Annotated in this window: 17 protein-coding genes; 8 read left to right on the top strand and 9 right to left on the bottom strand. The window is 46.7% G+C overall.

Annotation, left to right across the window (positions count from 1 at the left end):
* Window positions 1-3: 3 nt before the first annotated feature.
* Both Q8L79_RS17125 and Q8L79_RS17120 read right to left on the bottom strand, forming a co-directional pair.
* The gene (locus tag Q8L79_RS17125) at window positions 4-744 is read right to left on the bottom strand and encodes a class I SAM-dependent methyltransferase (protein ID WP_305273719.1); all 741 of its coding nucleotides are present in this window, start codon (window positions 742-744) and stop codon (window positions 4-6) included.
* On the bottom strand, window positions 744-1043 hold the full coding sequence (locus Q8L79_RS17120; protein WP_305273718.1) for a DUF1244 domain-containing protein: 300 nt from the start codon (window positions 1041-1043) through the stop codon (window positions 744-746). The genes Q8L79_RS17125 and Q8L79_RS17120 overlap by 1 nt, the downstream gene beginning before the upstream one ends.
* 117 nt (window positions 1044-1160) lie before the next feature.
* Between Q8L79_RS17120 and Q8L79_RS17115 the strand changes: the two genes are divergently transcribed.
* Genes Q8L79_RS17115 through Q8L79_RS17095 form a run of 5 tightly spaced genes read left to right on the top strand, consistent with a single transcriptional unit; the run spans window position 1161 to window position 3637 of the window.
* On the top strand, window positions 1161-1493 hold the full coding sequence (locus Q8L79_RS17115; protein ID WP_305273717.1) for a hypothetical protein: 333 nt from the start codon (window positions 1161-1163) through the stop codon (window positions 1491-1493).
* 21 nt (window positions 1494-1514) lie between these two features.
* Window positions 1515-2051, top strand: a complete 537-nt coding sequence (locus Q8L79_RS17110; protein WP_305273716.1) for a septation protein A — start codon at window positions 1515-1517, stop codon at window positions 2049-2051.
* Between the two features lie 3 nt (window positions 2052-2054).
* Window positions 2055-2357 carry a YciI family protein gene (locus Q8L79_RS17105; RefSeq protein WP_305273715.1) on the top strand — a complete coding sequence of 101 codons (303 nt, stop codon included), beginning with the start codon at window positions 2055-2057 and terminating at the stop codon, window positions 2355-2357.
* Window positions 2354-2632: a BolA family transcriptional regulator gene (locus tag Q8L79_RS17100; protein WP_104428150.1), complete on the top strand. Its 279-nt coding sequence runs from the start codon at window positions 2354-2356 to the stop codon at window positions 2630-2632. The genes Q8L79_RS17105 and Q8L79_RS17100 overlap by 4 nt, the downstream gene beginning before the upstream one ends.
* Window positions 2633-3637 (top strand): peptidylprolyl isomerase, encoded by a 1005-nt coding sequence (locus Q8L79_RS17095; protein ID WP_305273714.1) that lies wholly within the window; start codon window positions 2633-2635, stop codon window positions 3635-3637.
* Between the two features lie 42 nt (window positions 3638-3679).
* Here the strand turns inward: Q8L79_RS17095 and recJ are convergent, their stop codons facing one another.
* The 7 genes from recJ to Q8L79_RS17060 form a co-directional block, all read right to left on the bottom strand.
* Window positions 3680-5425 carry a single-stranded-DNA-specific exonuclease RecJ gene (gene recJ, locus Q8L79_RS17090; protein WP_305273713.1) on the bottom strand — a complete coding sequence of 582 codons (1746 nt, stop codon included), beginning with the start codon at window positions 5423-5425 and terminating at the stop codon, window positions 3680-3682.
* 98 nt (window positions 5426-5523) lie between these two features.
* The gene (locus Q8L79_RS17085; protein ID WP_305273710.1) at window positions 5524-5910 is read right to left on the bottom strand and encodes a cyclic nucleotide-binding/CBS domain-containing protein; all 387 of its coding nucleotides are present in this window, start codon (window positions 5908-5910) and stop codon (window positions 5524-5526) included.
* Window positions 5911-5976: 66 nt separating this feature from the next.
* Window positions 5977-7056 (bottom strand): threonine synthase, encoded by a 1080-nt coding sequence (thrC, locus tag Q8L79_RS17080; RefSeq protein WP_305273708.1) that lies wholly within the window; start codon window positions 7054-7056, stop codon window positions 5977-5979.
* Window positions 7057-7064: 8 nt separating this feature from the next.
* A complete protein-coding gene (locus tag Q8L79_RS17075; protein WP_305273706.1) occupies window positions 7065-8375 on the bottom strand; it encodes a homoserine dehydrogenase in 1311 nt (436 codons plus the stop codon).
* Between the two features lie 71 nt (window positions 8376-8446).
* Window positions 8447-9631 carry an alanine transaminase gene (gene alaC / locus Q8L79_RS17070; protein ID WP_305273705.1) on the bottom strand — a complete coding sequence of 395 codons (1185 nt, stop codon included), beginning with the start codon at window positions 9629-9631 and terminating at the stop codon, window positions 8447-8449.
* Between the two features lie 102 nt (window positions 9632-9733).
* Window positions 9734-10504 carry a 3-deoxy-manno-octulosonate cytidylyltransferase gene (gene kdsB, locus Q8L79_RS17065; RefSeq protein WP_305273703.1) on the bottom strand — a complete coding sequence of 257 codons (771 nt, stop codon included), beginning with the start codon at window positions 10502-10504 and terminating at the stop codon, window positions 9734-9736.
* Window positions 10501-10692: a Trm112 family protein gene (locus Q8L79_RS17060; RefSeq protein WP_305273882.1), complete on the bottom strand. Its 192-nt coding sequence runs from the start codon at window positions 10690-10692 to the stop codon at window positions 10501-10503. The genes kdsB and Q8L79_RS17060 overlap by 4 nt, the downstream gene beginning before the upstream one ends.
* A 201-nt stretch (window positions 10693-10893) precedes the next feature.
* Here Q8L79_RS17060 and Q8L79_RS17055 point away from each other — a divergent pair, with 201 nt between their 5' ends.
* Genes Q8L79_RS17055 through Q8L79_RS17045 form a run of 3 tightly spaced genes read left to right on the top strand, consistent with a single transcriptional unit; the run spans window position 10894 to window position 12758 of the window.
* A complete protein-coding gene (locus Q8L79_RS17055; protein WP_305273700.1) occupies window positions 10894-11397 on the top strand; it encodes a CDP-archaeol synthase in 504 nt (167 codons plus the stop codon).
* Window positions 11398-11421: 24 nt separating this feature from the next.
* Window positions 11422-12171, top strand: coding sequence for an endonuclease/exonuclease/phosphatase family protein (locus Q8L79_RS17050; protein ID WP_305273699.1), 750 nt, complete (start codon window positions 11422-11424; stop codon window positions 12169-12171).
* The gene (locus Q8L79_RS17045; RefSeq protein ID WP_305273697.1) at window positions 12168-12758 is read left to right on the top strand and encodes a CDP-alcohol phosphatidyltransferase family protein; all 591 of its coding nucleotides are present in this window, start codon (window positions 12168-12170) and stop codon (window positions 12756-12758) included. Before Q8L79_RS17050 ends, Q8L79_RS17045 begins: the two co-directional genes overlap by 4 nt.
* Window positions 12759-12763: the final 5 nt, after the last annotated feature.

The following is a 12763-nucleotide window of genomic DNA, read 5'->3' as shown; positions in this document are numbered from 1 at the left end:
ATTTTATAAACCGGGTTTTATGGCTGTCACCAGCGCATTGACTTCAAGTCTGTGACTAAGAGTGATGCTTGAAAATCCAGTATCGCGTAGCTGCTCTAATGCTACCGATTCGCGCATAACGTGATTTTCCGATTCATCGTTAAACAAATGCACTATCCAATGCTCCAGCACGTCCAGTTTGTTAATTCGGGTTAACACCTTGAAGTAACCGCTAACTTCCTGCTGTATAGTGCGCGTATGCTTGGAAACATCGTCCAGACCATACCGATCGCCGTTAATGAATTGACCGCCGGGCTTTAAAACCCTGAAAATCTCTTGTATGGCTTCTTCGCGATAAGTATCGAGAAAGTTGTGCAAGGTATAGGCCGAAGCCACTATATCGACGCTGTCAGTCGTTATGGTTTTTAGCGCTGTCAAGGCGTCATCGCCGCAAAAAGCCAGTTTGCCTTCTGCCGCCCATTTGTGCAGATGTTTTTTGGCCTGTTCCTGCATAACCGGTTCGTTATCAATACTTAGGATATTGAGTTTATCTGACGCGGTTAATAATGATAAGGTGGTAATACCGGTGCCGCCGCCTAGCTCTACAACAGTCAGATTGTCGGCCGCTTGAGCGGCATACTCAGAGGCTGCGACACCTACCAGGCGGCTCATTTGGGTTGCTAAGGGGCAGATTAAATTGAGCAGTTCATAATCCTGTCCGATCACGCCGGAAAATATGGCGTCGTATTGTGATTTGTCAGTCATTATAATTTGGCTTGTTGTTTACAGTCGAAGGCAGCCAACTGTTCGGCTGTAGCTTCGGTTTGGAATTTATCTTTCCACTCTTTATAAGGCATGCCGTAAATGATTTCTCTAGCCTGCTCGTAATCCATTGCTATGCCCTGCTCTATCGCTTCCGCCATATACCATTTAGCTAGGCAGTTTCTGCAAAAATCCGCCAATATCATTAACTCGATATTTTGAACGTCGGTGTTTTTTTGTAAATGACTGACTAAGCGTCTGAATGCAGCCGCTTCTAATTGTGTTTGTGTGCTTTTATCCACTGATTTACTCCAAAAATAATGCTCATTCTAGCAGAAACAACTATTCAAGCATGTACATTCCTCATTAAAGATTTTACAATGAACTGTGTTAAATTTGCGTAGCAACCCGCTTTAAATATGAGAGTTCATAATTCATCATTAACTTTTTCGCCCATAGGCCTTAACCAGAAAGTCGGTAGGAATAATAGTGCGCAAAATAAAGATGAAAATGAACTATCTGTCGCAAAAGACGCTCAAAATAAAAAATTCAATCAACCCTCTTCACCTGAAGAGATTAAAAAAACACTGGATAATGTTAGCTTAGCCATTGATTTGTCAGGCCAAGACAATATTATTAAACCAACCGACTCACGAACCTTAAGAGCACTTTCTGCCTATAATCAGGCATTCAATGCACCGCTGCAAGATCAACGTGCTCAATTGATAACAGGAATAGATGCTTACGCCTGATCACCCCTACCTTCAGTTACTATGAAACAGCTTTTCGAATTTTTCCCTATTCTTTTATTTTTTATTGCGTTTAAGCTTTACGATATTTATGTCGCTACCGCCGTTGTTATTGCGGCAACGATTATTCAAGTGGCCTACGCCTGGTTTAAACACCGCAAGGTTGAAACCATGCAATGGATTACCTTGGGGTTGATTCTGGTGATGGGAGGCGCAACTCTTTATTTGCAGGACGAGCAATTTATCAAATGGAAATTATCCATTATAGAATGGCTATTTGGCGCTGCCTTTTTGGGTAGCCAGTTTGTCGGTAAAAAACCTTTCATTGAAAAAATGCTGTCCGGCAGCTTAACCTTACCCGCATTAATCTGGAAACGGTTAAACGCCATGTGGGGCTTCTTTTTTATCAGTGTAGGCTTTATCAACCTTTATGTGATGTACAATTACAATACTGATGATTGGGTTACCTTTAAAACATTTGGCGTACCGGCTTTAATGGTTGTTTTTATCTTGCTGCAAATGGTTTTTTTATATAAACATATCCCCGATACCGAGAAATAAAACGTGTTATACGCCATTATCAGTGAAGATGTAGCTGATAGCCTTGAAAAAAGACTATCCGTACGCCCGGCGCATCTTAAGCGACTGCAAGAACTACAGGATGCCGGACGACTGGCCTTGGCAGGTCCCCATCCCTCAATTGACAGTGACAATCCCGGCGCAGCCGGTTTTACCGGCAGTCTGGTGGTTGCCGAATTTGACAGTCTGACGTCTGCCCAACAATGGGCGGACGTCGATCCCTATATCGATGCCGGGGTTTATGCCAAGGTTACCGTTAAACCATTTAAAAAGGTCTTTCCACAATGACATCCGAGCTAATTAAACAACTGTTAAATGATGCCTTTAAACCTGAACTTCTGGAAATTATTGATAACAGTGCGGCTCATGCCGGACATGCCGGTGCACGTAGCGGCGGCGGACACTATCATGTCTCCATTGTCGCTGAAATTTTTGAAGGCAGATCTTTAGTTCAGCGACATCAGCTTATTTATAATGCGTTGGGCGACATGATGAAACAACAAATTCATGCCTTAGGCATAAATGCTCTCTCACCCTCTGAAGAAACCAAAGGAAGATTATAAATGAAAAAAAAATTCATCCCTCTACTTGTTGTCGGCACAGCATTGATTGCCGGCTGTAATCAAGAAAAAGCCACTAATGCCGGCAGCGCTCCTGCTACAACCGCTGCACCTGCGGTTGATAAAGCCGATGCTGTTGCTGTTGTCAACGGCCAATATATCGCCAAGTCGACACTGGAAACGCTGGAAAAAGAAATCGCCGAGCGTAGCCACGGACAAACCTTTCCTAAGGAAAAACTGGTTGAAGAACTCGTTCAGCGCGAATTACTGGTTCAGGATGCAATGCAAAAGCAACTGGACAAATCACCTGAATTCACCGCGCAGCTTGATGCCGCTAGAAAGGCATTATTAACTCAAGCCGGCCTGCAAAACTTCATCAAAGCTAATCCGGTAACCGATGCGGAAATCAAAGCTGAATACGATAGTAAAGTAGCTGCTGAAAAGGGAATCGAATTTAAAGCACGCCATATCCTGGTTAAAACCGAAGCAGAAGCTAAAAAACTGATTGCCGAGTTGAACAAAGGTGCAGATTTTGCCAAATTAGCCAACAAGAATTCATTAGACGCTAAAGAATCACAAAATGGCGGCGATTTAGGCTGGTTTTCTGCCGCACAAATGGTTCCTCCTTTCTCTGAAGCGGTGGCCGCACTTGAAAAAGGCAAATACACCAAAGAACCTGTTAAGACCCAGTTTGGCTATCATGTAATTTTGAAAGAAGATTCTCGTCCGGTAACACCGCCATCATTGGAAGCGGTTAAAGAGCAACTTACGCCTTTCCTGCAACGTAAAAAAGTTCAGGATATGATAGAAACATTGCGTAAACAGGCAAAAGTAGAAATATTAGTTCCGCTGACTGAAGAACCAAAAACTGGAGCTGCTGTTCCTGCAGAGCCCGCAACTCCAACTGCTGAAGAAGCACCCGCAGCGGCTGAGCCTGTCAAAGCCGAAGAACCACCCGCCAAAGCTGAGGAACCTGCACCTGCAGCACCGGCAGAAACAAACAAATAAGATTTACGTTATACAAAAAAGGGCGGTTTATCCGCCCTTTTTTTATGTGATTTTTTCCAGATACTGCACTATAAACTGCACACTGCGATTACCCCTGAATTCATTGATGTCCAGTTTGTAAGCCGCCTTAATGTGCCGCAAACCCAACCAGCTCTCCGGCTTATCCACATAAAAAGCAATCGCATCGATTAACAAGTCGCCGAACGGTTTTCTCAGCACTAATTTAAGGTGACGTTGCCCGACTATGCGCGATTGAATAACATCAAAAACCCCGTCAAATACGGGTTCCGGAAATTCCTGCCCCCAAGTGCCGGCGTTTTGGAGTAAATCGGCAAACTCAATAGTCATTTCCTGTTCGGTTAACTCGCCATCGGAATAGATTTTCTGCTCCAAGTCGATAGTCGCTAGACGCTTCCTGACCAAAGCACCAAAAGCCAACGCAAAAGGCGGATAGTCGTGCATTTTTATACTCATGCCCGCAGCCATTGCGTGACCGCCGAATTTGCTCAGCAATTTAGGGTGCAGCGCTGCAATATCGCTTAAGACATCACGAATATGCACGCCGGGAATTGAGCGCGCGGAACCTTTTATCTCGTCTTTCCCGGCAGGCGCAAAAGCGATAACGGGGCGATGCAACTGATCCTTAATCCGCGATGCCAAAATACCGATAACACCTTGATGCCAGTTTGCGTCAAACAAGCAAACCCCCGCTGGCAAATGGTGTTCATCAAGCTTTTTCATTTCACTTAACAAAGCCATCGCTTCGTTTTTCATTTGCCCTTCGATTTCCCGTCGGTCATTGTTCAGCTCATCGAGTTGCAGCGCCATTGTTTTTGCCAGCGTCGGATCTTCGGTTAACAGGCATTGAATCCCCAACGACATGTCATCCATGCGTCCTGCCGCATTAAGCCTTGGCCCCAGCGCAAAGCCCAAATCGGTAGCAAAAATGGCTTCAGGCCTTCTGCCAGATACTTCGATAAGCGCATTTATCCCGGGATGCGAGCGTCCCGTGCGTATTCTCAATAAACCTTGATGAACCAGAACCCGGTTGATTTGATCCAGTGCCACCACGTCGGCGACCGTACCCAATGCGACATAATCAAGCAGCTGAGCGAGATTGGGTTCTTGAACCTGGTGCTGTTCGAACCAGTTTTTTTCTCTTAACCGGCTCCTTAAAGCCATTAATACATAGAAAATAACGCCGACACCGGCAAGTGCGCCGCTAGGGAATTTATCATCGACCAGATTGGGATTTACGATAGCATCGGCAGCAGGTAATTCATGGGCCGGCAAATGATGATCGGTAATCAGGACTTTTATACCCATCTCTTTGGCTACCCTAACCCCGTCTATGCTCGATATACCGTTATCAACGGTAATAATGACATCAGGGTTTTGCAGCTTAACCAGATCGACAATTTCAGGCGTCAAGCCGTAACCGTATTCAAACCGGTTTGGCACGACAAATGAAACCTCCCCTGCCCCCAATAATTGCAAGCCTTTGATAGCTACCGCACAACTGGTTGCACCGTCGGCATCGAAGTCGGCCACAATGCAAATCCGCTGTTGCTCATTGATCGCAGTGATCAAATGCCCCACCAAAGCTTCCATACCCGATAACAGCCACGGCGACGGGAGTTTTGCCAGTGTCCTGTCCAATTCTGTTTCCGAAGTTAACCCTCTGGCTAAAAAGATACGTTCCAATACCGGATGCATCTCACCCAAGTTAGAGCGCTTTTTCGGGACGGGACGGGTAATTATGGTTTTTTTTACGCCTTGATAATACATGGGATTCTCAATAAAAAAGCCGACAAAAGTCGGCTTTGCATTATTTGCTGATTCCCAAGCTCAAGCTTGGGAATCAGCGCAACGGACTAGTTTAGTAGTTAAGGATTTTGCTTCAAGTATTCCGTTACAAAATCGTTTGATGAAACAATGCCTACGATGGATTCATTCTCAGTTATGACAATGTGATGAATTTTATTCTTTATCATTAGCTTGGCTGTTTCTCTGGAAGACGTATCCGAACTTACTTCAATAACTTTATGTGTACATAATTCCCAAGCACGCTCGATTTTTGGGTTTCTGTTTTTCACATGAAAATGCAAGATATCCGGATAACTAATTACACCAAAACAACTCCCATTCGAGTCAATCACGACGACAAACGATAGTTTGCGTGAATTCATTATCTCTTCAACTTTGAAGATGGTATCGTTAAAGTCTACCGTTGTAACGTGCTTATCCATTAATGATGATATGGGCTTGTCCATCTTAACTCACCTCTCTTCACTGTTGCGTAATATCAGTTATTAATGGTTCACGTTACGATATTCTAATTATAAGCTATCCAAAATAGCTTTCTTAACCGCCTCCAGACTGGCGTCAATCGTCACCGGATGTGCGGCAGCACATTGCGAGATAGCCGTATCGGGATCTTTTAAGCCGTTACCGGTTAAGGTGCAGACAATTTTACTGCCTTCGGGAATTTTCCCGGAACCGATGTCAGATAAGGCTCCGGCTAAAGAAGTCGCCGAGGCAGGTTCGCAAAAGATGCCTTCAAACTGGGACAGCATTTTGTGAGCAGCTAAAATCTGTTCGTCGGTAAACTTGTCGAACCAGCCGCCGGATTCTTTTTGTGCAGCCCAGGCAAAATCCCAGGATTGCGGGTGACCGATGCGTATGGCTGTAGCAATGGTTTCCGGTTCATCGATCATGTGACCGGCTAAAAACGGTGCAGCCCCGGCAGCTTGATAACCGCACATGACCGGGCGGGTACTGCACACGCGACTGGCGGCATATTCAGTATAGCCTTTCCAGTAGGCCGTGATATTTCCGGCATTGCCGACCGGCAAACAATGATAATCGGGAGCGAAACCAAGCTCGTCGACAATTTCAAAGGCGGCGGTTTTTTGTCCGTCGATTCTGAACGGATTGATCGAGTTAACGATGGTGACCGGCGCATGTTCGGCGACTTCTTTTACCAGCGCCATGCCTTTATCGAAGTTGCCGTTGATCTGGATAATTTCTGCACCGTACATCAGGGTTTGCGCCAGCTTGCCCAAGGCGATTTTACCGTCGGGTATTAACACGAAAGCTTTAATGCCTGCGCGCGCCGCGTACGCTGCGGCAGCGGCCGAGGTATTGCCGGTTGAGGCGCAGATGATGGCCTGACTGCCTGCTTCTACGGCCTTGGTGACCGCCATGGTCATGCCGCGATCTTTAAACGAACCGGTCGGGTTCAAGCCTTCGAACTTGACGTAAATATCAACCGATTTGCCGATCAATCGTGGGATATTTTGCAATTGAATCAGCGGCGTATTGCCTTCGTTCAAGCTGATGATGCGAGTGGTTTCACTGACGGGCAGACGATCTCTGTAACGTTCAATTAAACCGGTGTAGTGTTTGTGCGTAGACATGTTTTTATTTATCCTAAAGTTTCCAAACGGATGCGATTGACTTTACCGGTAACGGTTTTTAATGCTTCAATTTCTGCGATAGCCGCGTTCATTTCTTTTTCCAGGGTGACCTGGGTCAGTATGATAATCGGTACCGACGTTTCATTATCCTGCGGTACTTTTTGGCTAATCGCTTCAATGCTTATTTGATGCTCGGCCAAAATACGGGTTACTTCAGCCAAAACTCCCGGTTTGTCTTCCGCATTCAACCTTAAATAATACGCCGTGTGGAACATGTCCGCAGACAATACCGGTATGTCGGCTAATGCATCGGCCTGAAATGCCAAATGTGGTACGCGGTTTTCGGGGTCGCTGGTTAAGGCTCTGACCACATCGATCACATCGGCAACTACCGAGGACGCAGTAGGTTCGGCTCCGGCGCCGGCACCATAATAAAGCGTGGGACCAACTGCATCGCCTTTGACTAAAATGGCATTCATGACCCCGTTGACGTTGGCGATAAGACGACGCTCAGGAATCAAGGTCGGATGCACTCTTAGTTCAATACCTTCCGGCGTCTTACGGGCGATACCCAAATGTTTAATACGGTAACCCAACTGCTCCGCGTACTCGACATCTGTACGGGTAATTTTGGTAATGCCTTCGGTAAAAACCTTGTCAAACTGCAACGGAATGCCAAATGCAATCGAAGCCAGAATGGTTAGCTTATGACCTGCGTCTATGCCTTCCACATCGAAAGTAGGATCGGCTTCTGCGTAGCCCAAGGCTTGCGCTTCGGCTAATACGTCTGCAAAATCACGGCCTTTATCGCGCATTTCAGTCAGGATGAAATTGCCCGTGCCGTTGATGATGCCCGCCAGCCATTCGATCTGGTTGCCGCTTAAACCTTCGCGTATGGCTTTGATGATGGGGATACCGCCGGCAACAGCGGCTTCAAAGGCCACGATTACGCCTTTTTCGCTGGCTTTGGCGAAAATCTCGTTGCCATGCAACGCAATAAGCGACTTGTTGGCGGTAACGACATGCTTGCCGTTTTCTATGGCTTTTAACACCATATCTTTGACCTGCCCTGCCCCGCCGATTAATTCCAGAATGATTTCAATTTCGGGATCATTGATGATTTCAAAAGGATCGGTCGTTAAGGCGATGCCTTGCGTATCGCAAATACGCTGCTTGCTTAAATCCTTAGCCGAAGCACGAGTGATGATGATTTCACGACCAGCCCTGCGGGCAATTTCTGCCGCATTTCGCTTCAACACATTAACTGTACCGCCACCGACAGTACCTAATCCTAATACACCCACTTTTACCGGTTTCAAATCAAACTCCAGTTAAAAAATATTACATTCCAATTGTATGGAGGCAGCTAAAATCGCCTCCACGTCACAATTTATACAACTTTGTCTTTCTTCATCATATTGCGAATGCCGCGAACCGCCTGACGGGTTCGGTGTTCATTCTCAATCAGGCCGAACCTGACATGATCATCGCCATGCTGGCCGAAACCAATACCCGGAGAAACGGCCACCTTGGCTTCTGCCAGCAGTTTTTTGGAAAACTCAAGCGACCCCATGTGTTGATACGCTTCGGGAATGCGAGCCCAGACGAACATGGTAGCTTTGGGTTTTTCAACCGGCCATCCTGCTGCTACCAAGCCATCGCACAGTACGTCACGTCTTTTTCGGTACATCTCGGCAATTTCACTAACGCATTCCTGAGGGCCTTCGAGGGCTGCAATCGCGGCAATTTGAATCGGCGTAAAGGTGCCGTAATCCAGATAAGATTTGATTCGCGCCAAAGCGGAAACCAGTTCTTTGTTGCCGCACATAAAGCCCACACGCCAGCCCGGCATGTTGTAACTTTTAGACAATGAGAAAAACTCTACCGCAATGTCTTTTGCGCCTTTGACTTGAAGAATCGACGGTGCCTTGTAGCCGTCGAAAACAATGTCCGCATAAGCAATATCCTGTACCACCCAGATGTTATGCTCTTTAGCGACGGCGATAATTTTTTCAAAAAAATCCAGTTCCACACACTGACTGGTCGGATTGCCGGGAAAATTAAGAATCAGCATTTTCGGCTTGGGCCATGAATCGATAATGGCTTTTTGCAGCTCTTCAAAGAAATCACTCCCCGGAACCATCGGCACATGCCTAAGATCGGCACCTGCAATCACCACGCCATAAGGATGTATCGGATAAGCGGGATTAGGCACCAACACCACATCCCCAGGTCCTAAAGTCGCCAAAGCCAAATGCGCCAAGCCTTCTTTTGAGCCTATGGTCACAATGGCTTCAGTTTCCGGATCCAAATCGACATCAAAGCGATTTTTATACCAGGTACAAATGGCTTTTCTTAGCCGGGGTATGCCCTTGGAAACCGAATAACGATGCGTATCGGGACGTTGAGCCGACTCAATCAATTTATTGACGATATGATCAGGCGTGGCCTGATCGGGATTACCCATACCAAAATCGATAATATCTTCTCCCGCCGCGCGAGCCTTGGCTTTTAAATCGTTAACAATGTTAAAAACGTACGGAGGTAAACGACTTATTCTGTGAAATTGTTCCATTGACAGCTCTTGAAAAACCGGTGTTTAAGTGAAAGTTAAAAAATGTTGCCCAAAGTACTGTTATTAAAACGCTATGTCAAATGGAAACAGTACCCGGACAGGCTAGTGATTCAAGCGCAATACTTGTTCCACGCGTAGCAAATCTTCTTTTGTATCGACACCGGCGGCCGGTGTTTTATCTACGATATGCACTTTAATAGCCTCTCCGTACCACAGTATTCTCAGCTGTTCCAGGGACTCAACCGACTCAAGCAATGAAGCATCCCATAGACAATACCGATTTAAAAAATCAACCGTGTAAGCATACATACCGATATGTCTGAGATGGGGCAATCTTCCGGAGGGCTCACCGTCAGACCGGGTAAACGTATCCCTTTCCCAAGGAATCGGCGCGCGGCTAAAATAAAGCGCGTAACCGGCATGGTTTAAAACCACTTTGACGGCGTTGGGATTGAAAATTTCTTCGGGATCGGCGATTTTGGCAGCCAGTGTAGCGATACCCGCTTGCTGCTGACCGGCCAATGCTTTAGCCGTCTCACGAATATAAGCAGGTGGAATCAGCGGTTCGTCGCCTTGCAGATTCACGATGATTTCATCACCGGCCCAGCCGCAAAGCCTAGCGACCTCAGCGATTCTTTCGGTACCGCTTTGATGATCCGCCCGCGTCATGACCGCTTTAATTCCTAAAGCAATGACAGCTTGAAAAATCCGCTCATCGTCGGTGGCAACAATGATTTCATCGGCATCGGCTTCCTGAGCACGCTCACAGACATGCGCAATCATCGGCTTGCCTGCAATATCCAGCAACGGCTTACCCGGCAATCTTGTTGAGCCGTATCTTGCCGGGATGACGACTTTAAAACGCACACTCATTTTTTTAATGCGTCGACTTCATCGTTGGTTAATTCGCGGGCTTCATCTTCAAGCATGACCGGAATATCGTCACGGATAGGAAAAGCGATTCGGTCGGCTTTGCAGATAAGTTCCTGCTTGGACTTGTCATAAATCAACGGACTCTTGCATAAAGGACAGGCCAGAATATCAAGCAGTTTTTTATCTATCATTAGGTTTCTCTTAAATTATAGGAAGCGGCAAAAGGGAATGATTTTTGCCTTTTGGATATTTTACAGCATTTTACAGCATTTTTAAGCAGCCTGTTTTACGCACTCAATCGACGCCCAAATCACACCTACTCTGAATCGACAGTAATTGCTAACTATGATCAAATAAGATTGGCTATTCTGAGCAACCGAGGTTTTCACATGACTGCGCTATCGTTGTGTTTATATTGCATGATCCAGGCTATCGCATTGCTTGTTGTCGCGAACGGCACACCGGTACTGATTAACAAAACGTTGAGTACGCATTGGGCATGGCCGGTGGATAATGGCCTGAAACTACGCGACGGCCGACGCTTGTTTGGCGGCACAAAAACTTGGCGAGGCTTATGCTCGGCTATTCTCTTTACAACCTTAGCAGCAATTTTAAGCGGAATAGATCTTTTGACCGGTGTATTATTCGGCACCTTAGCAATGGCCGGAGATTTACTGACAAGCTTTATCAAGCGCCGAATGGGATGCGCTGAAAGCAGTCGGGCGAGAGGCCTTGATACCGTACCTGAATCATTATTACCGATATTACTGTTAAAAGAGCCGCTAACGCTGAGTTGGATCGACATTGTCCTGATTGTCGCGCTTTTTTTCCTGATTGAGGAACTGATCTCGCCGGTTCTTTACCGGCTGCATATCCGCAAACGGCCTTATTAAACTAACTTGACCAATAAAGTACATATGAGCAAAGGATTACGAATATTAACCTACAACATCCATAAAGGTTTTAATGTGGGTAATCGACGATTTGTGCTGCACCAGATTCGGGATGCATTGATAGCCGCCGATGCCGATTTGATGTTCTTACAGGAAATGCAGGGCGAACACCTGAGTCATCAGAAAAAAATAGCCGATTGGCCGGTTTTATCCCAGCTTGAGTTTCTCGCTGAAAACACCTGGCCTTTCCACGCCTACGGCAAAAATGCGATTTACAATGCCGGTCATCACGGCAATGCCATCCTGAGCAAACATCCGTTCGAGCGCTGGGAAAACATTAATGTATCACCTTTTCCCTGGGCCAGTCGCAGCCTGTTGCATGGCGTCATCCGATTGCCGGGAAGCAGTCAGGATCTGCATATTGTTTGCATTCATTTCGGGTTGACGGGCAAAGAGCGCCGCCTTCAGATTAGTAAATTATCTGCGCGCATCGACAGTCATGTACCGCATAATGCGCCGTTAATCATAGCCGGTGACTTTAACGACTGGCTCGGACAGGCCGATCGATTCTTTCATGATAACTTGGGCTTGCAGGAGATTTTTCGCGAAACTCATGGCCGCTATGCGCGAAGCTTTCCGTCCTGGTTGCCTTTTTTACCGATGGATCGCATTTATTATCGCGGTTTAATCCCGGTGTCGTGTGAACGGCTAGCCCACGCGCCGTGGCATACGCTTTCAGACCATGCGCCCTTAACAGCCTCGTTTGCCTTATGAACAGCACACCGTCCAAACTGACTTTACCTAACCTGCTGACCGGATTTCGTTTTGTGGCCGCACCGATATTGCTGTGGTTAGCATGGAATGGACATGGAATTGCCTTTATGGTGCTGTTAGCGATTACCTTTCTTAGCGACTTGCTCGATGGCATGGCGGCCCGACTGACCGGGCAAGTTACCCAGTTTGGCGCCACCCTCGACAGCTGGGCGGATGTCATTACTTATCTGACCATAGCATTGTGTTGCTGGTGGCTGTGGCCCGAGGTGGTGACTAGAGAATTGCTTTATGTCGGCCTGATTGTCGCCAGTTGCCTGCTACCTGCGCTGGCAGGTATTCTCAAGTTCGGACGTTTTACCAGCTATCATACTTGGGGAGTTAAAATCGCCGCTGCGTCTATGGGCTTGACCTTGTATGTGCTGTTTCTGGATGGGCCGCCATGGCCGTTTCGAATCGCTGCGATAATATGCATACTCGCCGCTATTGAAGAAATAGTAATCACGCTATTGTTACCTGAACCTGAATCCAATCTGCGTTCGGTCTGGGATGTGTTAAAGCGTTCTGCGCGGAATAATCGCAAACCATAGCCACC

Source organism: Methylobacter sp., assembly GCF_030680395.1.
Classification (GTDB): domain Bacteria; phylum Pseudomonadota; class Gammaproteobacteria; order Methylococcales; family Methylomonadaceae; genus Methylobacter_A.
The sequence above is the reverse complement of the archived record's forward strand: the minus strand, read 5'-3'. Positions and strand labels throughout refer to the sequence as shown.